The organism is Parabacteroides sp. AD58 (assembly GCF_023744375.2).
Taxonomy (GTDB): Bacteria; Bacteroidota; Bacteroidia; order Bacteroidales; family Tannerellaceae; genus Parabacteroides; species Parabacteroides absconsus.
The window spans coordinates 1,401,302-1,426,228 of sequence record NZ_CP146284.1 but is presented as its reverse complement, the minus strand read 5'-3'; the positions used below and the strand labels follow the sequence as shown (position 1 = coordinate 1,426,228).

General features: G+C 46.6%; 22 protein-coding genes. 18 read left to right on the top strand and 4 right to left on the bottom strand.

Features of this window, described 5'->3' with window-relative positions; all coding sequences use genetic code 11:
• Positions 1-214: 214 nt before the first annotated feature.
• Entirely contained in the window at positions 215-445 is a 231-nt protein-coding gene (locus NEE14_RS06145) for a hypothetical protein (protein ID WP_251967105.1), read from the bottom strand.
• Between the two features lie 479 nt (positions 446-924).
• Here NEE14_RS06145 and NEE14_RS06140 point away from each other — a divergent pair, with 479 nt between their 5' ends.
• The 13 genes from NEE14_RS06140 (at position 925) to NEE14_RS06080 (ending at position 11,067) form a co-directional block, all read left to right on the top strand.
• Positions 925-1,140 carry a hypothetical protein gene (locus NEE14_RS06140; RefSeq protein WP_005801817.1) on the top strand — a complete coding sequence of 72 codons (216 nt, stop codon included), beginning with the start codon at positions 925-927 and terminating at the stop codon, positions 1,138-1,140.
• Between the two features lie 33 nt (positions 1,141-1,173).
• Complete coding sequence (locus NEE14_RS06135) at positions 1,174-2,196, top strand: PRTRC system protein E (protein ID WP_251967106.1); 1,023 nt, start codon at positions 1,174-1,176, stop codon at positions 2,194-2,196.
• A 3-nt stretch (positions 2,197-2,199) separates the two neighbouring features.
• Positions 2,200-2,421 (top strand): PRTRC system protein C, encoded by a 222-nt coding sequence (locus NEE14_RS06130; protein ID WP_005801819.1) that lies wholly within the window; start codon positions 2,200-2,202, stop codon positions 2,419-2,421.
• Between the two features lie 38 nt (positions 2,422-2,459).
• Positions 2,460-3,542 (top strand): hypothetical protein, encoded by a 1,083-nt coding sequence (locus NEE14_RS06125; protein WP_251967107.1) that lies wholly within the window; start codon positions 2,460-2,462, stop codon positions 3,540-3,542.
• A gap of 16 nt (positions 3,543-3,558) precedes the next feature.
• Positions 3,559-4,260 (top strand): prokaryotic E2 ligase family D protein, encoded by a 702-nt coding sequence (locus NEE14_RS06120; RefSeq protein WP_251967108.1) that lies wholly within the window; start codon positions 3,559-3,561, stop codon positions 4,258-4,260.
• Complete coding sequence (locus NEE14_RS06115) at positions 4,257-5,045, top strand: PRTRC system ThiF family protein (RefSeq protein ID WP_251967109.1); 789 nt, start codon at positions 4,257-4,259, stop codon at positions 5,043-5,045. The genes NEE14_RS06120 and NEE14_RS06115 overlap by 4 nt, the downstream gene beginning before the upstream one ends.
• Positions 5,046-5,319: 274 nt before the next feature.
• A complete protein-coding gene (locus NEE14_RS06110; RefSeq protein ID WP_262483196.1) occupies positions 5,320-5,454 on the top strand; it encodes a hypothetical protein in 135 nt (44 codons plus the stop codon).
• 81 nt (positions 5,455-5,535) lie between these two features.
• The gene (locus NEE14_RS06105; RefSeq protein ID WP_251967110.1) at positions 5,536-7,908 is read left to right on the top strand and encodes an ATP-binding response regulator; all 2,373 of its coding nucleotides are present in this window, start codon (positions 5,536-5,538) and stop codon (positions 7,906-7,908) included.
• On the top strand, positions 7,883-9,190 hold the full coding sequence (locus tag NEE14_RS06100; RefSeq protein ID WP_251967111.1) for a sigma-54-dependent transcriptional regulator: 1,308 nt from the start codon (positions 7,883-7,885) through the stop codon (positions 9,188-9,190). Before NEE14_RS06105 ends, NEE14_RS06100 begins: the two co-directional genes overlap by 26 nt.
• A 317-nt stretch (positions 9,191-9,507) precedes the next feature.
• Positions 9,508-9,924, top strand: a complete 417-nt coding sequence (locus tag NEE14_RS06095; RefSeq protein ID WP_251967112.1) for a hypothetical protein — start codon at positions 9,508-9,510, stop codon at positions 9,922-9,924.
• Between the two features lie 205 nt (positions 9,925-10,129).
• Positions 10,130-10,453, top strand: a complete 324-nt coding sequence (locus NEE14_RS06090; protein ID WP_251967113.1) for a helix-turn-helix domain-containing protein — start codon at positions 10,130-10,132, stop codon at positions 10,451-10,453.
• 12 nt (positions 10,454-10,465) lie between these two features.
• Complete coding sequence (locus NEE14_RS06085; RefSeq protein ID WP_251967114.1) at positions 10,466-10,759, top strand: helix-turn-helix domain-containing protein; 294 nt, start codon at positions 10,466-10,468, stop codon at positions 10,757-10,759.
• Entirely contained in the window at positions 10,756-11,067 is a 312-nt protein-coding gene (locus NEE14_RS06080) for a helix-turn-helix domain-containing protein (RefSeq protein WP_251967115.1), read from the top strand. Before NEE14_RS06085 ends, NEE14_RS06080 begins: the two co-directional genes overlap by 4 nt.
• 76 nt (positions 11,068-11,143) lie before the next feature.
• On the opposite strand, the gene NEE14_RS06075 is transcribed toward NEE14_RS06080, so the two are convergent.
• From NEE14_RS06075 to NEE14_RS06065, 3 genes are all read right to left on the bottom strand, one after another.
• On the bottom strand, positions 11,144-11,788 hold the full coding sequence (locus tag NEE14_RS06075; RefSeq protein ID WP_251967116.1) for a porin family protein: 645 nt from the start codon (positions 11,786-11,788) through the stop codon (positions 11,144-11,146).
• 351 nt (positions 11,789-12,139) lie between these two features.
• A complete protein-coding gene (locus NEE14_RS06070) occupies positions 12,140-13,462 on the bottom strand; it encodes a site-specific integrase (RefSeq protein WP_251967117.1) in 1,323 nt (440 codons plus the stop codon).
• 24 nt (positions 13,463-13,486) lie between these two features.
• Complete coding sequence (locus tag NEE14_RS06065; protein ID WP_055172803.1) at positions 13,487-14,710, bottom strand: site-specific integrase; 1,224 nt, start codon at positions 14,708-14,710, stop codon at positions 13,487-13,489.
• Between the two features lie 451 nt (positions 14,711-15,161).
• On the opposite strand from NEE14_RS06065, the gene NEE14_RS06060 reads away from it, so the two are divergent.
• The 5 genes from NEE14_RS06060 to NEE14_RS06040 all read left to right on the top strand — a co-directional run bounded on the left by NEE14_RS06060 (position 15,162) and on the right by NEE14_RS06040 (position 24,904).
• The gene (locus NEE14_RS06060; RefSeq protein WP_251967118.1) at positions 15,162-16,052 is read left to right on the top strand and encodes a sugar phosphate isomerase/epimerase family protein; all 891 of its coding nucleotides are present in this window, start codon (positions 15,162-15,164) and stop codon (positions 16,050-16,052) included.
• A 75-nt stretch (positions 16,053-16,127) separates the two neighbouring features.
• Positions 16,128-17,384 carry a Gfo/Idh/MocA family oxidoreductase gene (locus NEE14_RS06055; RefSeq protein WP_251967119.1) on the top strand — a complete coding sequence of 419 codons (1,257 nt, stop codon included), beginning with the start codon at positions 16,128-16,130 and terminating at the stop codon, positions 17,382-17,384.
• 23 nt (positions 17,385-17,407) lie between these two features.
• A complete protein-coding gene (locus NEE14_RS06050; RefSeq protein WP_251967120.1) occupies positions 17,408-20,863 on the top strand; it encodes a DUF1080 domain-containing protein in 3,456 nt (1,151 codons plus the stop codon).
• Positions 20,864-21,037: 174 nt separating this feature from the next.
• Entirely contained in the window at positions 21,038-22,573 is a 1,536-nt protein-coding gene (locus tag NEE14_RS06045; RefSeq protein WP_251967121.1) for a sulfatase-like hydrolase/transferase, read from the top strand.
• A gap of 15 nt (positions 22,574-22,588) precedes the next feature.
• A complete protein-coding gene (locus tag NEE14_RS06040; RefSeq protein WP_251967122.1) occupies positions 22,589-24,904 on the top strand; it encodes a GH92 family glycosyl hydrolase in 2,316 nt (771 codons plus the stop codon).
• Positions 24,905-24,927: the final 23 nt, after the last annotated feature.

Here is a 24,927-nt window from a genome sequence, read left to right as displayed (position 1 = left end):
TCTTTTGGCATCTCAAAAGCTGATAGTGCACCTCCGGTCAGTATACTGGACATACACTTCCAGTATAGACCTTATTGTAAACACCATTCTGAACATCGTAAGGGTCATCCATGCTTTCTTGAAGAGGATATCAAGATTATGTTCCAGCCTTAGCTTCTGGATAACTTCCGTCCAGTCTCATGCAGACTGGCTTCCCTTACTTCTACTAAAGTCTTCACTTTTTTAACAGTACATCCTCGGTACTGAATCCTTTGACTTCCTGCTGGAGCCTTTCCAGCTCAGTCATTTCTTCCAGCTTCTTTTTCCTTGATCTTCCCATAGCATCACTACTTGCCCGTCCGCAATTGCCGATCCGTAGGGCGGCTATATCAATGATTGCTGCATATTTGACATGAGCGTTAGCCAAATGCTGGGCTTCTTGTGTAATGCCGGAGGACCGTCGCACAAATACAAATTATGGAGGGATATGAGGAATCTCTCATTATTTTCCAAAAGCCGTAAGAATATATCTATAACTATCTTCCTGTTCCAATAGTCCCATGTAATGGAGACGATTTAAATAACTGTATTTTTTGACATAATAAAACCCCGAAAGTTAGATAAAAAACTTTCGGGGTTTTGAGGTTCATGTCAGATACGGGCAACTCTTTTTATATCCGTCACATTCGGAAACGATACACCAGAAAGAGGGAAAGGACGGAAAACACAGACATTGGCACTCCGGAGAACTACAGGGCAAAGTTGGCAGACGCTTCTTGTCGGACGGCAAGGTCAGGCCGCAAGCGGTTTCGGAAAAAATCATCCTCGCCGGAGGCTCCGGTATTTTTCCCGAAAACCCTGCCTTTCCGGAAGCGTCTGCCGTTGGGCCCTTGTAGTTCAGCGGGCTGCCAAAGCCCGAGTATTCACACTTAAAAAATAAAGAGTATGCAACAAGCGATCATCACCAGACAGTCACCAGCCCCGATAGGGATGCCCGTGACAAGAAGACCGAAAGTACACGTTCCGCAGCCCTCCATCAAACTGCCGCCGAGAGGAACAACCGGTCCGGTTCACATCTCAAAACTGCTGAACCCCATTCAGGAAATATGCAGACATCCGGACAGGAACAGGCTGCTGGCAGAATTTTTCAGCGAATATTGAAATTTATCGTCTAATCATTTAATATCTGAAATTATGTTTTTTACAGCAATCCACCAGATGATGACGGAAAGCGTGGACCTCACGATCGTCATCCGCAAAACAAATGGACAACTGACCGTTTCCACATTACCAAAATCGAACGGACTCAAGGACGAGGCCCAGAACCACATCGTGCCGCTGACCGTCACGGGTACACCGCAGGAACTCGACACGGGATTCCTGCAGGCCATAGCAAGACCGATACAGAAGACATGCGGACTCCTCTCCAACATGGCACAGTTCGAGGCACAGGCGGACAAGGCCGCAGCCAGCAGCAAGGCCGCCAAGGAAGCGAAATCCAAGGAGACGAAGGAGGAGCGCGAAAAACGCGAGAAGTACGAGAAACTGATGAAGAAGGCCAATGAACTGATGGCCACAAAGAACTTCAGGGAAGCCGTCAGCATGCTCACACAGGCAAAAGCCTGCGCGGACACCGCCCAACTGAAGGAAATCGAGGAGAAGATAAAGGCGGCCGATACGGAAATGAACAAGGGAAGCCTCTTCGGACTGATGGAGCAGGAAGCGCAGCCGGAACCGGCACCACAACCGGAACAACCCGTTCCACAGCAGCCTGCATACACGCAGCCACCTGTGACGGAACAGCGAAAGCCGCAGGTGCAACGTCCGCAGCAGCCGGCATACAACAGGGCACCACAGCCACCGGCACCGGGACAGGCACGGCCTGCACCTCAGAGACCGCAACAGACATACACGCAGCATCCGCAACAGCCCGGAATATGGCCGCAACAGCAGGCTCCGCAACCAGGACAGCCATTGCCGCCACAGGCGCAATACCTGAAGCGGACAACCGGACAGCAGCCTCCCCAGCCACAATATCCGCCGCAGCCTGAAATCAGGGACTGGCAGGAAGAGAGATTCATGCAGGAGGAGGAACAGCAGCAGGCGTATCTGGACGACCCGGAATCCCCGACATATAGTGAGAAGGACTACGAGGAATATGTTGATTTCCCGCAGTCCATGCTGGAACCCAAGTATTCACCTTATCATACAGTTTAAGCCATGGCACTCGAAATTAAAGGAATGACACGCTCATTCAGATTCAAGAAAGGAACAGAGTATATCACCCTCCAGGACCCTGATCCGAACATCTCGCCGGACATGATCATGAGTTACTATTCCAACCTGTATCCGGAACTGACGACGGCCACCGTACACGGTCCGGTCATCAGGGAAGACATGACGGTATATGAGTTCAAAACCACCATCGGGACAAAAGGATAAAAGGATATGGCAAAGAACAACGGAAAAAAGAAGGAATCATGTGTACGATTGGACGGATATCAGGCGGAACAGCTCGCGAGACTCATCATTGCGGAAACCGAAAGGAAAGTGCATTACGGCACGGAAAGGAAGAAACGGATTGCGGCACCCAGCGGTGCCGTAATTCTTTTCTGAACGCCACATTCCTGCCGATGTCTCCGCCGGAACTGTTCATTGACGGTACTGACGGGAAACCGCACAATCTCATCACGCAGGAAAACTACAAGTTCCTGCGTGATTCCTTTTTCAGGTATGCAAGCCTCATGAAAAAGGAGGCGGTACATGTTCCGGGGCGTACGCCCGGAGAAGGCATCGCCCGACTGCACGAAGAGATGTGCAATCTTGTAGGCAGTGACATGAATGTCAACATCGAACAGGACGGGGAAAGGCTGCTGTTCTGCCTGTGGAAATGCCACCAATGGGGAGAGTTCACGCTCTATTACTTTCCGACGAAGTTCCTGGAAAGGCTCGGGCCGGAACTGAGATGCATATCCGTCACCTTCATCCACAACCTGATGCGGGCGAACGGGATAAGTACCGTACTGGACGAGGATGACATGGACTATGCCCTGACACTGATGTCGGAGGTGGACCCGGGAGAAACGGCATCCGACCGGAAAAAGAGACGGCGGCTTCTGCACTCCTATAAGGAAGGCAGGATACACGCACTGCTTCGCAGGGTGGAAAACAAATGCTATTACAAGAACCTGCCGAAAGTGCTCGACCGGTATGAGCCGAAGGACGGATACGAACAGTCACTGGTCTCTCTTATGAAGGAAGGACTGGAGTTCCTGACGCCCGAACACGGCATCATGGAATACGGCTACGACCCATTCTACGAGGAGGAACCGGACTTCCTGCCCATGTATCTCAGCAAGCAGATCCGGGTCGTCTATGACTGCACCGACATGATAACGGAATATCTCTCGGACTATTACAACTCCTACAGCCAGGAGACATACGACATCATTCCGATCACCACCTGTGAACTGTCTCCGGAAACGGAGGAGCTGTTCCATATGGACGACTACCCGGAACGCTTCTTCAGGTGGGCGGAAAAATTCATCAACATCACAATATAAACCAATCTGAACGGATATGATAGACAGCAACGAACTGACCAGAAAGATCAAGACGCCGCTCAACCCCAGGGCGGCACTCATAGCCTATGCCTCGGAGGGGGACAAGAACTTCTTCCTTGAAATCCGGGGTATTGACGAACGGGAAAACATGACCGAAGGAAGACCGGTGACCATAGATTTCATGAACGCGCTGGTGAAGGGATACTCGGAAAGGCACAGCACCACTCCGTATGGCAAGATACCCTCCAATCTGCTCTATTGCGACCCGCGCAAGGGAAGCGAGAGATACGTGTGGTACAATCCTCCGCACAAGAGGATGATGTTCTTCAGCCCCGCGCTCAAAATAGAAAACGCGGAATATTTCCTGCCGGGAGTGATTTACGAGGCCGGTGAACACGGAATGAGAATCTATGCCTACAAGGGAAATGTTCCAGGTCCCGATACCGAGCTGTACGCCGCGCCCTTCTTCAACGTGACAGGTTCCAGCGTATGCCTGGGAAATCCCAGGATAGAACTGCCGAAGGACCTGACCTACGAAAGGCTGCTCATGTATTGGGAGAAGAAATTCTGGCTGACGGAATTCACACACTTGGGAAGCAACGGGAACCCGACAAAATCAAACCTCGTACTGGTAACAAAGGCGGCACGGGACAGAGACTTCAACCTGGACGAGCTCAAACCGCTGAACAACATGAAACTTAAAGACATACTGAAATGAAAAGGGTACATTACATCGACAACTATCTCATAAACCCGCAGCATCCGGTAACGGTAAACCTTATCGGAGCGGGAGGAACAGGCTCGCAGGTACTTACCTGCCTGGCCAGGCTTGACACGGCACTAAGGGGACTCGGACACCCCGGACTGTTCATAACCGTGTATGATTCCGACATCGTGACGGAGGCCAATATCGGACGGCAGCTCTTCAGCCCCTCGGACATCGGCCTGAACAAGGCTCAGTGTCTCGTCACACGCATGAACAACTTCTTCGGCAACGACTGGAAGGCGGTACCGGACATCTATCCGGCAGCTCTGAAGGACGCCAGACGGGATAATCTGGCCAACATAACGATTACCTGCACGGACAACATCAAGTCCCGTCTCGACCTGTGGAACATCCTGAAAGCCGTGCCGGTATCGGAATACAGAAGCTACGAGACACCCCTGTACTGGATGGACTTCGGGAATACGCAGGATACGGGACAGGTCATCCTCGGAACCGTACCGAAGAACATCAAACAACCAGCATCTAAGCTGTACGAAACGGTGGAGTCACTGAAAGTGATTACCCGCTACGTGAAATACGCGAAAGTAAAGGAGAAAGACTCCGGGCCGAGCTGCTCACTGGCAGAGGCTCTGGAAAAGCAGGACCTGTTCATCAACTCCACACTGGCACAGCTCGGCTGCAACATCCTGTGGAAAATGTTCCGCAACGGCATGATCGAGCATCAGGGGCTGTACCTGAACCTTTCAACCTTGAAAATGAATCCGATACCTGTCTGAACGCGGCTTTATGGCCTATAACATGTTAAAACTTGTTTGAAATCAAGACAAACATATATTAACTTCATTGCAGTTAGAGACAAATGTATATATTTGTATTTTGGAATATTATACAATAGGACAGCGTATTGTCTTGCCGGAACTTCCGTAATTCAGGCAAACGAAAACAGGGTCATCCGCGTTTCCACACGGGACTATAACAGGGGGCCTTATTTTTTCCTGCATCGGGAAATACGGAGAAACAGAAATATGGACTGACTGTAAAAGATAGAGTATGGACAAGATATTGGATACCCGAACCAGAGAATCTTCTGCCGACAGCTGCCGGCAGAAAGGAGAATCATGCGGGCAAACCGTCGCCCGCCAAGGTTATAACAGGCCGGAGTGCATTCTGTGTACGACGGGATAGCACGTCGGGGTGACATCCAAATTACTCACGTCCCGGAAGACTGCGCCCCACAACTTTCCGGGATTTTTTATCATAAGGCGTATGAGGAAGCTAAGTGGAATTTCATTGCAGACAAAAATCATAGCTGGTTATCTGATATTGCTGGCAGTCATCGGAAGCATGATTGCCATACTGCTCCATGAGCGCAAAAAAATGCATGACATAGCAAACGGAACCGCAGAAATACGTGAGATCCGGAATGAAGTCAACGCCATACGCCGCCACATCGTCGGAATCGCATTGCTGGGGGAATCCGCCATCGGATGGGACAGTGAGGACTTCTCGGCATACCGGAACAGGCGCCTGCACATAGACAGCCTGCTGGAACGGATGAAAGACAACGGCCTGGACCTGGTGAGCCACGAACAGATAGACACATTGCGACGGCTGCTGGAAGAGAAAGAAAGCCGCCTGTACCATCTTACGACGGTTTTTCAGGAGCAGAGGACCTCAGACAGCCTGCTCTACAACCGTCTGCCCGAGGTCATCAACAAGAGTACCCGTACACGCACAGTCACCCGCCGGAAAAACGGCATAGCAGGTTTCTTCGGCAAGAAGGAAACCGTACAGGTACCGGCTTCCACGACAGAACTGCGGCAGCTCAACCGCCAGCTGATAACCATGCAGGAAGAGCATGACAGACATATCGGACTCTATGTTGACAGCCTGCGTCTGCAAAACCTGAAACTGAACAAAAGACTGAACTCCTTCGTCACCGCCCTTGACGAACAGGTCCAGGCCGCTTTCCAAAACCGGGAAACAAGGATTGCGGAGGCAAAGGCACTTTCATTCAAGCTGTTTGCGGCCACCATCATAGTTGCCATTGTCCTGCTGATCATATCCCATCTTGTCATACAGAGGGACATACGGCGCAAGGAACATGACCGCAGTAGACTGGTGGATACGCTCAAACAGAACCGGGAACTGTCCGAAATGAGAAAGCGTATCATCGTAACGCTATCCCATGACATAAGGGGACCGCTGAACGCCATCTGCGGCAGTGCGGAACTGGCCATTGACACCAGGGAAAGAAAACGCCGCAACACCTACCTTGACAACATCATCAAATCCTCACGCCATATCACAAGACTTGCCAACAGTCTGCTTGACCTCTCCAGGCTGGACGAAGCGAAGGAATCACTGAACAGGATACCTTTCAACCTGAAAGCCTTCGTCGATGACATCAACGTGGAATACACTTGTGCGGCCAATGACAAGGGGCTGGTCTTCAAAACGGAAGCAGAGGACACCGACATCGTGGTATGCGGAGATGCGGACCGCATCCGTCAGGTGGCGGACAACCTGCTGACCAACGCGCTCAAGTTCACCCGCAACGGAACAGTCTGTTTCCGGGTAAGCTACAAGGACGGGGTAATGACCATGGAGGTGGAGGACTCGGGCATCGGCATGGACAAGGAGACGGTAGAACGCATATTCCGGCCGTTTGAGCGGGCGGCGCCAGACATTTCGCCGGAAGGATTCGGGCTCGGCCTCCCGATAACCAAGGGACTTTTGAACCTGCTCGGCGGCAGCATCTCCGTATCGAGCCATGTCGGGAAAGGCAGCCTGTTCCACACGGAAATCCCCCTTGCCATTTCCACTGAACCGGTAAAGAACAGCGTCATGCCGGCTGTGAGAAGATACAGCCTTCCCAAGCGTATCATCCTGGCGGACGACGATCCGATACAGCTGCGCATCGTCATGGAGATGCTGGAGCGGAACGGAGTATCATGCCGGACTTGCATCGGGGCGAAGGACGTGGCCGGCGAACTGCGGAAAGAACCGTATGATCTGCTGCTGACCGACATCCAGATGCACGGTACCAGCGGTTTTGACCTGCTGTACCTCCTGCGTCATTCCAATATCGGAAATTCACGCACCATCCCGGTTGCCGCCATGACCGCCCGCAACGACGTGGACGAGAGCCGCTATACAGAAGCCGGCTTTTCCGGGTGCATACGGAAACCGTTCTCCATGAACGAACTGCTGGCTTTCCTTTCCTCCATAATGGAAAGGTCGGGACAGCAGCAGGAGCAGAAGGCGGATTTCAATGCCCTGGCCGCAGACACGGGGGACATGGAATGGATGCTCAATGCCTTCATCAAGGAATCGCTCGACAACAGGACAGAACTGAAAGAAGCCCTTGAAAGCATGAAAACGGACACGGAGCGTATGAAAAACACCCTGCACCGCATGTATCCCACCTGGGAACAGCTGGGGGTGGCCTGCGAACTGGAGACATACAGCAGAATCCTGCATGACGATACTTCCGATGACCTGACCATCAGTACATATACAGAGGCCGTCATCGTAAGAATAGACCGGCTGGTAGGCGACGCGAAGAACCTGCTTTCGGAAATCAGAAGACTTGACTTAAAGAACTATACGGATGAAACACAGAATACTCATAGTTGAAGACAATATCCTGCTGGCCGGACAACAAAAGAAATGGTTCGAAAAATCCGGCTATGAAGCAGTGACAACCATAGACGAACCCGGTGCAAGGCGGCTTCTGAAAAAGGAGCCTTTCGATCTTGTCCTTTCCGATGTCCGTCTTCCGCAGGGGGACGGCATATCGCTGCTCGAATGGATGCAGAGAGAACGGATAGATGTTCCCTTCATCATCATGACCGGATATGCTTCCGTGCAGGATGCCGTCCGTGCCATCAAGATGGGAGCAAAAGACTATCTGGCCAAGCCTGTTCAGATGGATGAGCTGCAAAGTCTGATAAAGAATATCCTGCATCCACGCTCAGTCATATACGGAAAGGACAAGGGTATCCTTCCCAGGAACAGCAGGCAGATGAAAGAAGTGGAAAATCTGGTGCGTACGGTCGCGCCATTTGACATTTCCGTACTGATTCTTGGCCCGAACGGTGCAGGCAAGGAATCCGTAGCACAACGTATCCATTATTCCAGCGAACGCAGGGAAAAGCCATTTCTGGCAGTAAACTGCGGGGTCATTCCCAAAGAGCTTGCGCCCTCGCTCTTTTTCGGTCATATGAAGGGGACGTTTACGGGGGCGGACACAAACCGTGAAGGTTTTTTTGAAACGGCCCGTGGCGGGACCCTGTTCCTTGACGAGGTGGGAACATTGTCCATGGAGGTACAGAGCATGCTCCTGCGTACCTTGCAGGAAGGCACCTATATCCCTATAGGCAGCAACCGTGAGAAACACGCCGACGTAAGGATAGTGGCGGCAACCAACGAGGACCTTCAGTTGGCCATCAGGGAGAGACGCTTCCGGGAAGACCTCTACCACCGTCTGGGGGAATTTGAAATCGTCCTGCCGGCCCTGCACGAATGCCCGGAGGACATACTTCCGCTTGCCGAACATTTCAGGGAAAAGTTCTCCGGGGAACTCAAACGGCAGACCGACGGATTCAGCCGTGAGGCGGAACAACTGCTGCTCTCATACGGCTGGCCGGGAAATGTGCGAGAATTGCAAAACAAGGTCAAACGGGCCGTCCTGCTGTCCAAACAGCCGATAATCGAGTCAGCTTGTTTGAACATAAGAATCGAGGATGAGGAAGAGGGAATCTTCCTTTTTCCGGAAAATGAGACACAGGAAAAGCTGTCTATCATCAGGGCCTTGAAAATATGCACGGGCAACCGGAAACGGACGGCGGAGATGCTGCACATTGATCCGTCCACGCTGTACCGGAAAATGAAGAAATACGGACTGAACGACAAATAAAGGCAATATAGACCGGAGATGTTTTCCAGTCTGGAATAAAATGCCTACTTTTGCATAAGTCTGGCAAAATGTGGAACACATACTGCCAGCAGGAACATAAGAAAATACCGGCAGGGCTGACAGCCTCGCCGGATATTATACATAAGTCGCAAGACGTCTCAGGTAGGAATCTGGTAAATTTCAAATTGTAGAGACTTTTGCGTGTTGCTTATGCTATGCCTAATAGCGTGAGCTCATGCATGACTCTACAATGGGCTTACCAGAGCCCCTACCTGATAATGCGTGAGTCTCACGCTTTTCATTTGGAATATCAAGGTATGGCAAAGTTACAGGTTCTGATAGCAATGACATTGAACGGTTCCGTCCCTGCACGGAACGATTCCCTGCTGCAATGGATACAAAACAGCGATGACGGTTTCCCCTGCTGGCGGGACCGGTACACCCGCATGCTGTATCCGGGCTATCCGCTGGTCGACCTCATCTGTGACAAGGAACAGTCTGCACCCTCTGACATATATCTGGCTGAAATCTATGACGACAGCAGCGCGGAACTGCTGCGGGGACTGTCCCTGTACCACCTGATAGACGAGATGGTCATTTTTCTTCTTCCGATAATCAGTTCCGAAACGGTTCCCGTATCAAAACATATCTCCACGGACAAATGGGAACTGGTCAGGACAAAAACATTCAGAAACGGAATCTGCCGCCTTACTTATCGCAAAACATTGCAATAAGAGATTGCACGCCCTTGCATTTGCAATACCCCAATCAGCCCCGATTTTTCGCGGCTGATTTTTTATTTCTCTGTTTTTCAGCAATTTGCCATATTATTATGTAGCAATATGCTCCGTTGGTCCACGTTTTGGCCTATATCAAATGAAACCTGTTGCGCAACACGGTGTAAATAACGGAATTATTACACTAAAAACAGAATTCATTATGATACAGATAGACAGGGAGACATTCCAGATGATGCTCCAGAAGATAATGGAACGGTTCGACAGAATCGATGACAGGCTGAACCGCATGAACCGGCAGACAGCCGCCCTTGAAGGGGACAAGCTGCTCGACAATCAGGACATGTGCGAACTGCTTGGCGTTACAAAGCGTACCCTTGCCCGTTACCGCCAGAAGAAACTGGTTACCTATTACATGATTGACGGGCGGACCTACTATAAGGCTTCGGAGGTGCAGGAGTTTCTTAACCGGAAAGGGAAAGTCCTGCCCCTAAGAATAAAGAAAGAACTCGGTCTTGAACCCTAATCAGATGATGGTATGGAAATTATATGTATAGACAAGCGGATTTTCGACGAGTTGATTGTCCGGCTCAGTGAGATAGAGAAAAAAGTAACCCGCCTGTGCAGTCCGGCAAAAGATGCGGGACTGAAGAAATGGATGGACAACCGGGACGTGTGCGAGGTTCTCCGCATATCCAAACGCACGCTTCAGGTCTACCGTGAAAAGGGTCTGTTGCCTTACACCCGAATCAAGAACAAGATTTTCTACAGGCCGGAGGATGTGCAGAAACTGTTGGAATCACGTGATCACCCTCAAAGAAAAAAGCCATGAGTTACGATCTTATTAACAAGCAGGACCCGCGGATTGATGCCATTTTCAAAAGTCTGGAAAAGATGGAGCAAATGATAGATGGACTACAGACGGCACCAAGGCCGGCATTTCACGGTGATTATTTCCTCACGGACGAGGAGCTGTCGAAAGTATTGAAGGTCAGCAGGCGTACCCTGCAGGAATACCGTACCCTCGGCGTGATACCTTATTACCTTGTACAGGGAAAAGCCCTTTATAAAGAGTCGGACATACAAAAAGTTCTTGACGACGCTTATAAAAGATGCAGGGAAGAACAGCGATGGGTATGATGAAACGAAAGAGGCCGTCTCAAAGTGATTGGAGACGGCCTCTTTCGTTTCCGCACATGTAGAGTATTGAAAAATACTAAAGTATATAAGCAACAGAAGCTCCTAATGTTCTGTTCTTAGGACTCCCATAAATAGGATGTACAGAATTTATTCCAAGTTCATAGGAACATTTAAGTCGAACCTTTTTGTATTGAACATTTAGACAGAATATAGGACCTGTATCAATTCTATTGAATGGTCTGTACTGACTTATACTGGGTGCTGAAAAGATGTCTATACCCATTGTATAGGGCTGATTATAATTGTCTATACCGGATAGTTGTCCGCTTCCTTGAACTCCCATATTTAGAAACCATCCTATTTGTGGAATGAATGATATTTTGTTCTTTATATCCACTTTGTACCCAACAGATACAGGTATATTTAGATAATCAGCATGTGAAACCTCAATTTTTGAGATTTTTTGAGAAGCTAAATTAGTACCCTCAAGCTTTCCACCTTTTCGTTCATATGCTATTCCTGTTTCAATTAAAATGTTACTTTTAAAATTATAATCAATAATTCCACCTACTTTGAAACCGCTTTGAGGATGTGAATCAAGGCCCTTCGTTTGGAACTTATTATTAGTATATCCAACTTCTATGCCATAATTCCAATGCTGGCTATAGGCGGATATACACCAAAATAACATAGCGATAAAAAAAAGATTTTTCATATTCATATTGCTGTATTAATTAAATAGAATCAATTTACTTTTAGAGACTGACAAATGTGTCCTTCTTTTTCACAACAACTAAACTCGATTGCCACTATAGCAATAGCAGGATAAAATAATTCTTTCATTGACTTCATATTTTAAGGACGTTTTTATTTGAAACGCAGAATACCATTGATACCCCTATTTCGTAATGTTAAAGCATCTGAATTAACTGTTAATTTAGAACTAACTCCATCCTGGAAATACGATAAGAAGTCTCTGTCATTATCCGATCTGTATTCCAAGGTCGAAAACTGATCATGACAATAATAATTTGCTTCATGCCATTTCGGGGTAAAACAAAGGACACTTCTTTTACAGGACATCTCCTTTATTTGCAGACTGCCATACGTTTTTCTGTCTACGTTTTCCGGCGTTTGTCTCTTCTTCATAAAGGTCAAGATTCGTGTTCACCCCGGATTTTCTCAGACGTCTCATATCTTCGTCCACTTTCTTATCGGTTACATGAGCATAAATCTGCGTTGTGTCAAACCGGCAATGTCCCATCATCTTACTGACAGTTTCAAGAGGCACTCCCAGTGAAAGGGTGACATGCGTTCCGAAATTATGTCTTGCCTGATGGAATGTCAGATCAAAGCCATAGACTTTGCCCAATTCTCTCGTGAGCAGAATGGTATACTCACGTTTGTACAAATTGAAAACTTTATCACCTTGACGTTCTCCACGATATTTTTCTATTATCTTCAACGGAATGTCCAGTAGACGGACAGAAGAAAGCGTACCGGTCTTCTGACGATGGATATGGATCCACCAGGAGCCGTCACCTGACTGCGTAATGTCATTTACCGTCAGTCTTTTCAAATCCGCATAAGCCAGTCCTGTAAAGGTGGAGAAGATAAACATGTCACGGACAAATTGCAACTGCGGTTTTTCCACAGGAGTTGCAAGCAATGTCTTCAAATCCTCCAGTTTCATGTGGCGGCTTTTCCGTTTGGGCAGTTCCGGATGCAGACGGCAGTACGGGTCCCGTCGGATTGTACCCTGGCTTACGGCACGCATGGTCATCTTCTTCAACCTGTAAAGATGTTCATGCACGGTTTTTAAACTTAGATTGCGGTCTGTACGCAGAAAAAGTTCAAAATCATCATAAAACACACGGTCAAGATTCCGGAGCATGACATCTTCAACGCCACGCTTCTGCTGGACGAAAGCCGAAAGATGCTTGTATGAGCGTAGGTAAGAGTCATACGTCTCTTTTATCCTGTCTATGCCAACACGTTTTTTGAACTCCTCATTATGCTCCCTGAAAAGAGCCAGAAGTGTAAGGGGCTTTTGGCCGACACCCATCACGGCATTCTTCACTTGCTCGGCCGTGATGAATCCCAGGTTGCTCTTTATACGTTGATAATGCCCTTTGATTTCTTTAGTCAGATCATCTATAGCTCTGTTGACGATAAGAGCATTCCCACTACGCCCGTCAGCCCGTCCTTTTTCAGGGTTCCATATGGCCGGGTTGACAGATACCTTTGTACCTATCTGTACCCATTGAGCATCTATGCTTATCTTGCACAGCAATTGACACGTTTTGTCCTTGCGGATTTTAGTGCGGTTTATATAAAACAGTATCGCAAACGTACTGCGACGCTTGATTTCCGTATTATCCGTATTCATTTTCATAATCTTCATTCTTTAATAGGGTTATTAAATGACCACTGAAAAGCGTTCTGCAATCTTCTCGTTCAGGTTTCTTGTATCCGTATCAATCTTGTCATCTGTAACTTTGGCATAGATTTGGGTTGTCTTGATTTGTCTGTGTCCCAGCATCTTGCTGACTGTCTCAAGTGGAACTCCATGAGAAAGTGTGATTTCCGTCGCATAGGTATGACGGGCTGCATGAAAGACCAGCTTACGCTTTATACCGCAAATTTCAGCAATATGCTTCAAGTGATAATTCAGCACACAGTTTGAATACATCGGAAGCAGTTTTCCTTCAGGGGCAATATCCCGATATTTCTCTAAGATACGAAGCGGAAGTTCCATCAGCGGTATTTCAAAATCCACTCCGCTTTTTTTACGTGCGCTCTTAATCCACCATACACCGTCTTCTGCAAGAGACAAGTGTTCATTTGACAGAAGACACATGTCTATGTATGAAATCCCCGTGAAACATGAAAAGAGGAACAGATCACGCACATGATAAAGAGTCCGGTTATGCAAAGGCGTAACCATAATACGATGCAATTCTTCGGACGTGAGATATTTCTGTCTTGGCTTTGGACGGGCCAGCTCATAACCGATGAACGGATTTGCCGTAATTATACCGTCGGCGATTGCTTCGCCGACTACCGTCTTCAACCGGACGGAATGATTGACAATAGTAGACTGTGAGAGATTGCATTCTGTACGTAAATACAACACATACTTCTCGATAAATGAACGGTCCAGAGCGGTAAACGGAAGGTCTGTTACCTTGTATTGCATTTGTAAAAAGACGGCAACATGATTGTAGGAATTACGATAAGCATATAAAGTTTTTTCTGTTCGGTTAACACCTACACGCTTCTCAAAATTCCTCATGAAGTATCTGTAATAGCTCAACAAGGTTTCCTGACCTGAAGCCATGCCCAAAAGCTGATGCTTCACTTCCTCCGCAGTCACATCTTCACGGACTGCGGACATTTCCGCATAAATGCCGAGAGCTGTCGCTCGGATTTCATCAAGCTTGCTGTTGATTTCCCTGGCCGCAACACTCTTTCCACACGCCCGTCCTGATGACCATAATGATTGTGGCACACGCAGCTTTACACTGAAAGCCGTTTCAGAGTGTTTGCCGACAATGAGCCGTGCCATCACTGGGCAGTTCCCACTGGCATCCGCCTCGCTCTTTTTAAGGTAGAACGAAACCTTCACATCTTTCTGATTCATAACCTGTTCCATTGTTTGCAAAATTAATGGAGACAGAGTTGATCATCGGCATGTTAAATATCGTCAGACATCGACAAAGCTATCATCATTGACTTACAGAACCCATATTTTTCATATTTCAAAAAAAATAAGTACCTTCGTTAAGCCAAAATGATGAAACTGCGCTCTTTACGGTCGGAACAGAAAGGATTTTCAAACAATTCCATGCAACAGGAATGGGCAACGGATAGGTAGCAATTTTTCTGCTTAACTATTCAAAAAACGGCTTCAAAGCACACTTTTACGAATGTAGAATAATGCTACATAAATCCCTGAAAACCCAATAGTTTACATTATTCTTCTTAAATCCATCCGAAATCGGGCGAGTTTCACTATATTTAATAAGTACGGGGAATTTGATTCAAGTTCCCCGTCTTAAATTTGTAGAATCAATACTAAACTATATAATACGATGAAAACAAAGTTATCATTATTGGCGGCAGCCTTGTTGTTTGCATTTACAACTATTCATGCGGAAAATGAGATTACTATCGGAGTGATTCAATATGATTTGAGTGATATCGATAAAAGTTTTAAGGATTTACATGATCAGGGATTTGGCTCTTGTGAGATAAATTATAAGAGTAATACATTGACGAAAGAGTTTGCGGAACAGGTAAAGGCGGCATCTAAGAAACATCAGATCAAGGTGACTACAGTTGTGGGTGTTCCTGGTTCTAAGAGTGTCTGGAATTTCCGGCAGGGACCTGCAACGATCGGTCTGGTTCCGACAGAAGAAAGAGCAGAAAAGATAAAGGTTTACCATGAAATGATAGATTTCTGTGCAATGGCAGAGGTGCCGGCTATGCATTCTCATTTTGGTTTTATTCCGGAAGATCCGTCTTCTGCCCAGTATAAAGATTTCATCAAAGTCATGCAAGATTTAGCTAATTATGCAAAAGAACGGAATGTGATGATTTACTTTGAGACGGGTCAGGAAACACCGACTACATTGATTCGTGCCATAAAAGATATAGGTACAGGTAATGTGTTTATCAATTGTGACTTAGCCAACTTATTGATGTATGGTAAAGCTAATTCTTTGGATGCTGTGAAATTGTTTGGTCCGCTGATTAAAGAGTTTCATGCAAAAGATGGAAAATATCCGGATCCGAATAATCCATATGAATTAGGAGCCGAAGTGCCAATCCCAACAGGGGAAGTAAATTTCCCGGCTGTTATTGCCGAATTAAAGAAACAAGGCTTTAAAGGTGCGGTCACTATTGAATGTGAATTAAATGGTACACGCCATGATTATGTGGTTAAAACTCGTAAATATCTGCAGGATTTGCTGGATAAATAATATATTTGACAAATTATTAGCAGATACATCAAAAATTGTACAGAATATAATTGTTAATCAGTAAAAATAGTTACTATGGGAACGAATAGAAGGGACTTCCTGAAAACCTTAGGAGGCGTCGCATTATTTACTATTGTGCCGCGTCATGTGTTAGGAAATGGTTACATTGCACCAAGCGATCAGTTGACTAAAGGTATTATTGGTACCGGTGGTATGGGACGAGGACATGTGAATTATGGTGGAACTCGTTTGGTGGCCGTTTGCGATGTTGATGAGAATCATTTGGAATTAGGAAAGAATTTGGTAAAAGAAAAAATAGCTGCTTATCATGATTTCCGTGATTTGATATTGGATCCGAATGTGGATATTGTGCATATTGCTACACCTCCTCATTGGCATGGTATTATGTCGGTTGAGGCAGCCAAAGCTGGTAAAGATATTTGGTGTGAAAAGCCTATGACAAGAACAATCGGAGAAGGAAAACGGGTGATGGAAGCTGTAAAACAGTACGGACGTATGTTCCGTCTGAATACATGGTTCCGCTTTACCGACCAATTTTATGGTTTGGGAACACCGGTAAAACCGTTGAAGAAATTAGTACAAAGCGGATTGTTGGGTTGGCCGTTGAAAGTAACGATCAGCAAGCATACGGGCTTTGACTGGAAATTCTATTGGGTAGGTAAAGAATATCTCGAACCGCAGCCTGTACCTAAAGAATTGGATTACGATATGTGGTTAGGTCCGGCTCCTTACAAACCTTATAATGCGCATCGTGTTCATCAGACTTTCCGTGGTTATTGGGATTATGATGGTGGCGGTTTAGGTGATATGGGACAGCACTATATTGATCCGGTACAATATATATTGGATAAGGACAACACCAGTCCGGTGAAAGTAGAAGTAGATGCTCCTCAACAACACCCGGACGCTGTAGGTACATGGCGTTCGATTACTTATACATACGAAGACGGATGTCAGATTGTTTTGTGGGGCGGTGATTTCGGTGATCCGAATACGCCGTATATAGCAGGACCGAAGGGGAATGTTTATAAGAACTTTGTATGTGACATTCCTGATTGGGAAAAGAAATTATCAGACTATCCGGAACCGGAACCGCAGGTAACTGATTTTATTGAATGTATCAAGACTCGTCAGCCATTTGCCCTGAATGAACAGAATGGTTTTCGTTCTGCTACGATTGTGAATATGGGAGCTGTTGCTCTTCGCTTGAATCGTACGTTGGAATTTGATCCGGTGAAATTAGAGTTTATCAACGATGAGGCCGCTAACCGGTTGTTAGATCAACCGATGCGTGCACCATGGAATATTTAACCCATAAATTAAAAGCAGAAAAGATGAAAAAGGTATATATTTCAATCAGCGCCTTGTTGTTGTGTGCTAATTTATCGTTTGCTCAGACTCCGGCGAACCGAACAGCAAAGACCATTGCTGCAGACGTATTGGCTCAGATGCCAGCAGAACAACAGGCTGAATATAATAAACAAATCAGTGAACTGAGTGCAGCTGGTGAAGAAGCTGTATTTACGTTGATCAATATGATCAATGCTCCGGGTAAGGGCAGTAATGCTAAAGTAGATTATGCATTGAGCGGCTTAAGCCATTTCGTGATGGCTAAAGGTCAGGAGAATGCTCGTCAGGTAGTAGCTAAAGCTTATATCCAGGCATTGGATAAAGTAGAAGAACGGGAAACGAAAGCATTTATCATCCGACAGCTGCAAATCGTTGGACAGGATGATGCTGTCGAAGCACTTTCTGCCTATTTAGGTAATCCGGAATTGAGTGGACCTGCAGCACGGGCATTGGCAGCTATTGGTACTGAGAACGCCGGACAAGCCTTGAAAGCAGGTTTGATGCGTCGGATGGGAACTGCCGAAACCCAGAAAGATATATTGGAAGCCATTGCAGATGCTCAGGTAGCAGGAACAGAAGACTTGGTTAAGACTTATATTAATAATGACGATGCAGCGACAAGAAAAGTAGCCAGATACGCTTTAAGCCGTGTTGGTTCGGCTGCTTCATTATCTGTATTGGCAGATGCTGCTAAGGCTGTTAATTATACGATGGAGCCAAGTGGTGCAAATGAGGCTTACATTGCGTTGATTAAGCGTGTAGCGTCGCAGGATTCTAAAGCTGCGGAAAAGGCGGCTAAGGATTTACTGAAGCGGGCAACGAAGGCTGGTAAAACGCAGACTCGTGAGGCTGCATTACAGATATTGATTTCTTTAGCTGAAGATAAAGAGGCTGCTACCAAATTAGTCTTGACAGCATTGAAAGATGATTGCAAGGATTATCGGAATGCGGCATTAAGATATGCTTCTGATTTTGTAGATGAAGCTTCTTATATTGAAATAGCGAAGATGATGGCAAAGGCTAAGCCTGAAGTGAAAGTTGATGTCTTGAATTGGTTGGGCCGTGAAGTTAAGTGTCCGAAGAAACATGATACAATCCAGAAGTTGATGCTTCGCTTTGACCAATCATTGGCTCAGGTTTTAACCCAGCAATTGAAAGAAGATGACTTTGCTGTGCAACAGGCTGCTGTCTGGGCGATGGTGAAAATCGGAGACAAAGGTTATATTCCTACATTGGCCAATTTGTTGACAGATGCTGATAAACAAATTATTCTGCTGGCTCAAGATGCTTTGTTGGCTTTCCCGGGAGATATAGATGATGCGGTAGCAAAAGCGATCAACAAGGCTTCGGATGCCGGGAAGATTGCAGGACTGGAGTTATTGGCTGTCCGGATGGCAGACTCAAAGATCAATACCGTATTGGAACAGACAAAGTCTTCATCAGCAGAAGTAAAGAAAACAGCTTATGCTACTTTAAAGAGTGTTGTCGCAGCAAAAGACTTTACCCAGATTTGCGGTATGCTGGAATCTTCTGGTGATGAAGAAAAGGCTGATTTGCAGAATGCGGTAATTGCTTGTGTTCATTATATGCCGGAAGCAGAACAGGTAGAAACGGTTACACGCCGGATGTATCAGGCTGGTAATGTAAAGAAAGATTTATATTATAAGGTATTGGCGTCAACGAATGATCCAAAGGCATTGGAGATTATCATTGACGGATGTGAAAAGAATACTGGAGCCGGAAAAGAGGCAGCTATAGAAGCTTTGTTGGAATGGAAAGGTATTGAAGCGGCCGATTATTTGTATCAGGTGGCTCAATCTGACGGCCAATTGGCTTCCAAAGCTTTGACTCGTTATGTGAATCTGGTGGCTTCGTCGGATATGACGGGTGAGAATAAGCTGCTTCGGTTGCGTAAGGCGATGGATATTGCCAAGAATAATGAAGTAAGAGGCTTGATCTTATCGAAGGTACAGGATACAGGTACGTATTTGGCTCTGTTGTATGCTGGAGAATATCTGGATGATAAGGCCGTTCAACAACCAGCAGCCAATGCGGTGATGAACATTGCTTTGGGCCATAAGGAATATACCGGACAGAATGTAAAAGCTCTGTTGGAAAAGGTTATGCAGGTGTTGGATAATCCGGATGCTCATTATCAGAAGGAAGGTATCAAGAAACATTTGGCTGAGATGCCGGATGAAGTAGGGTTTGTTTCCATGTTCAACGGAAAGGATTTGACTGGCTGGAAAGGTTTGGTGGAAAATCCGATTGCCCGTGCAAAGATGAAACCTGCTCAGTTGGCAAAAGCTCAGGCGAAGGCAGATGAACAGATGCGTAAGGACTGGAAAGTTGAAAACGGTTGTCTGGTATTTGAAGGTTCAGGCTTTGATAACTTGTGTACCGAAAAGCAATATGGCGACTTCGAGATGTATGTAGAATGGATGCTTGATCCGGCCGGACCGGAAGCTGATGCTGGTATTTATTTGCGTGGTACGCCTCAGGTTCAGATTTGGGATACTGCTCGGGTTGATGTAGGTGCTCAGGTTGGTTCTGGTGGATTGTATAATAACCAGAAGAATGAAAGCAAGCCGACAAAGGTGGCTGATAATAAGTTGGGCGAATGGAATACGTTCTACATCAAGATGGTGGGCGACCGTGTTACCGTAGATTTGAATGGAGAACGGGTTGTCGATAATGTAATCTTGGAAAACTATTGGGATCGTAGCCTGCCTATCTTCCCGATTGAGCAGATAGAACTGCAGGCTCACGGCAGTAAGTGTTCTTTCCGTAATTTGTATATTAAGGAACTGAAACGGCAGGAGCCATTCCAGTTGTCTGAACAGGAAAAGAAAGAAGGTTTCCAAATTCTGTTCGATGGCACGAATATGTACGAATGGCAGGGTAATACAGTCGATTATGTATTGGAAGACGGTTGTATCGCCATGAATCCTTCCAAGAGTTTTGGTGGAAACTTATATACGAAGAAGGAATATGCCAACTTTATCTACCGATTTGAATTCCAATTGACACCGGGTGCTAATAATGGTGTCGGCTTGCGTGCTCCGCTGGAAGGCGATGCTGCCTATGTTGGTATGGAAAGTCAGATCTTGGATTGTGAACATCCGATTTATAAGGATATTACTCCGCTCCAGCATCATGGTTCTATTTATGGAATTATTCCAGCTAATGAAAATCATAAGAAAGCCATTAAGCCGGTAGGTGAATGGAATGAAGAGGAAATTGTTTGTGACGGAGATAATATAAAGGTAACGGTGAATGGTATTGTCATCGTAGAAGGCAATATTCGGGATGCCGTGAAGAACGGAACTCCTGACGGTCACGAGCATCCGGGTTTGTTCAATAAGAAAGGACATATCGGATTCTTAGGACATGGTTCTCCTGTTAAGTTCCGTAACATTCGCATTAAGGAACTGAAATAACAGTTACTCGATACTAAGTTTGCCGGAGTTTCTGGTGGATGGGCTTTGCCTCCACAAGAAGCTCCGGCTTTTTTATATCCGTAGTTTAGGTGATCCGTTCGAATGGAGGTTGGCTTTTCGAAAGGAAAGTTGTACATTTGTGCATCATCATTCTAATCTTAAATATAAATGTCTATGAAATCCGTATTGATTTTAGGAGCGGCAGCTGCTTTATTGGCTTCCTGTTCTTCCCAGTCAAAGAAAGAAAAGTCTTCTGCAGATATACAAAAACCGAATGTGATCTTTTTAGTGGCCGACGATATTGGCTTTGGCGACTTTAGTTGTAATGGCGCAACGGAAGTAAATACGCCGAATGTAGATAAGCTGGCTGCACAAGGTATTCGTTTTACGGATGCGCATGCGGTTGCCGCTACCAGTACGCCTTCGCGTTATTCGTTGTTTACGGGGCATTATGCCTGGCGAAGAAATGATACGGGTATTGCTGCCGGCAATGCGGGTATGGTAATTCGTCCGGAACAACCAACTGTGGCTGACATGTTTCAGTCGTGTGGTTATGTGACGGGTGCTGTCGGTAAATGGCATTTAGGGCTGGCTGATAAGACGGGCGGCCAGGATTGGAATGGCTTTATTACTCCGGGACCGAAAGATATTGGTTTTGATTATTCTTATATTATGGCGGCAACAGGCGACCGTGTTCCGTGTTGCTGGGTAGAGAATCAGCGGATTGTTAATTTGGACCCGAATGATCCGATTGATGTTAGTTATACAACCCCGTTTCCTGGGGAGCTATTGGGAAAAGACCATCCGGAATTGCTGACTAAGTTGAAACCGAGTCCGAATCACGGGCATGATCAGGCAATTGTGAACGGTATTTCTCGTATCGGATATATGAAAGGAGGTAAACAGGCTTTGTGGGAAGATGAGTTTATTGCAGACAGTATCACGACGAAAGCTGTACAGTTTATCGACCGCCATAAGGATGAACCGTTCTTCCTCTATGTCGGGACGAATGATGTGCATGTGCCCCGTTATCCGAATCCTCGCTTTCAAGGGAAAAGTGGACTGGGATTACGCGGAGACGCTTTGCTGCAGTTTGACTGGACTGTAGGTGAAATTGTGAAGGCGTTGGAGAAGAATGGCCTGACTGAAAATACATTGATTGTACTTACCAGCGATAATGGTCCGGTTGTTGACGACGGATATCAGGACCAGTCTGTTGAATTGTTGGGAAATCATCGTCCATGGGGCGATTTCCGTGGTGGAAAATACAGTAATTTCGAGGCAGGAACGCGTGTGCCGCTGATTGTTGTCTGGCCGAAGCAAGTCAAGCCGGCTGTATCGGATGCGTTGGTTTCCCATATTGATTTGTATGCTTCGATGGCGAAGTTAATGGGAAAAACACTTGAAGCAGGAGCGGGCGTAGACAGCCGGGATTATCTGGATGCTTTCTTGGGGAAGGATTTAAAAGGACGTGATTATGTAGTTGAGTTTGCCGGTGCGTTATCTGTTTCAGACGGTCAGTGGAAATACATTACCCCGAATGATAAACCGGCTTATAATAAACTGACGAATACGGAATTGGGAAATAGTCCGGAAGATCAGTTGTATGACCTGAAAGAAGATGTAGGCGAGAAGAAGAATGTAGCCGCCGAGCATCCGGAAATAGTAGCGAAGTTAAAACAGATTCTGGAAGCGGAGACCAATAAGTAAATACATAGAAAGAAGATGATGAAGGTTTTTTTATTCTCGGTGCTGCTGGCCTGTTCCTGGCAGGCAGCAGCCTTTAGACCCATGATTCAGGAAGAGAAACGTGCTGCCGAATATGTAAATCCCTTTATCGGTGCGAGTACGAATGTCCGGGATGCCGGTGCCTATCATGGCTTGGGTAAGACAATCCCGGGAGCGACTTATCCTTTTGGATTGGTACAGCTGAGCCCGAATACGATTACCGGCGGTGATAATGGTTCGGGGTATAGTGATGAGCATGAAAGTATCGAAGGTTTTGCCTTTACGCAGATGAGTGGAATCGGCTGGTATGGCGATTTAGGGAATTTCTTAGTCATGCCAACAACCGGACCGATGCATACTAATTCCGGAAAACTGGAGAATCCGGATGCCGGTTACCGTTCGCGTTATGATAAATCATCTGAACATGCCCGGGCCGGATATTATTCCGTTTATCTGTCGGACTACCGGATTCGGACAGAAGCGACGGTAGCTCAGCGGGCAGGAATGCTTCGGTTTACTTTTCCGGAAGGAAAGGATTCACGTATTCAAATTGATTTGGCACGCCGCGTAGGCGGAACTTCTACTTGGCAGGAAATCAAAGTGGTGGATGATCATACGATTTCCGGAAAGATGATTTGCACACCTGATGGAGGCGGTTGGGGAAATGGTGATGGAAAACCCGACTATACAGTTCATTTTTACGCGCAGTTTTCCAAACCGTTGAAGAATTATGGCGTTTGGTCGGTGGCTATTCCTGAAGGACAATCCCGAAAACGGGAATTTATTGAATCGGAAGCGTTTCAACAGCTGACTGCCGGAGCCGAGATTCACCGGCAGGTTTCTTCGTTTGAGGGAAAACATCTTGGTTTCTTTACCGAGTTTGCAACCAAACAGGATGAAGTGGTATTGATGAAAGCCGGAATTTCTTTCGTCAGCGAAGAGAATGCGCGTGAGAATCTGGAAAAGGAAATAAACGATTGGGACTTCGAACGGGTATTGCAACGGAATCAGCAGGCTTGGAACGAGGCTTTGTCGAAAGTGGAAGTCGCTTCGGATGATGAAGAGCTGAAGCATATTTTCTATACGGCCTTGTATCGCACCATGATTGATCCGCGTTTGTATTCGGATGCGAATGGCGAGTATATGGGCGGAGACAAGAAGATACATCAGACGGGTAGTTTTCAGAAACGGACGATCTTCAGTGGTTGGGATGTTTTCCGCAGCGAGATGCCGCTCCTGACTTTGATTCGTCCGGATGTGATCAGTGATTTGCTGAATTCGCTGATTACGTTGGCTGATGAGAGTGGAAAAGGATACTTGGAACGCTGGGAGTTCCTGAATGCCTATAGTGGATGTATGATCGGAAATCCGGCTATTTCGGTACTGCTTGATGCGTATAAGAAACAAATCCGGAACTATGATCTGGAGAAAGCCTGGCAATATGCGGAAGAGTCTTCGCGCCTGTTTGGTAATGCGAAGTACGGTTATGTGCCGGGTTCGATTTCTTCGACGCTTGAGTATGCTTATACTGAATGGTGTATGGCTGAATTGGCCAAGGCTTTGGGCAAGACTACCGAAGAAGAGTATTACCGGAAGCTGTCAAAATCGTATCAGCATATTTATGATGCTGAACACCGCAGTTTCCGCCCAAAGGATGAAAAGGGAAATTTCCTGCCTTGGCCTGAAAACGGAAGACTGACGGAAGGTTATGGTTGTGTGGAAACAAATCCTTTTCAGCAGGGCTGGTTTGTTCCGCATGATATCGAAGGTTTGGTACAGCTGATGGGCGGACGGGAAAAGGCAATTGAAGAATTGGATTATATGTTCGCCAATACGCCGACCGACTTCCTTTGGAACCAGTTCTATAACCATGCGAATGAGCCGGTACATCATGTACCTTTCCTTTTCAATCGGCTAGGACAACCTTGGAAAACACAGTATTGGACACGCTTTATCTGCCAGAAGGCTTATAAGAATGAGGTGAAAGGTTTGGTGGGGAATGAAGACGTCGGACAGATGTCGGCCTGGTATGTGTTGGCATCTATCGGGATGCACCCGATTTGTCCCGGTGATACACGAATGGAACTGAGTGCGCCTTTGTTTGACGAAGTAACGCTTCGGTTGGCCGGAGGCAAGGTCTTTACGATTCGTGTCAACGGACAATCTCCGCAGAATACGTATATTCAGTCGGCCACGCTGAACGACAAACCTTATACAAAATGCTATATTGATTATCAGGATGTCGTGCAAGGCGGTGTCTTGGAGCTTACTTTGTCTGCTCAACCCAATAAGAACTGGGGCGTAGGGGAATAAAGAGCTCCAGAATAGTTGGTTGA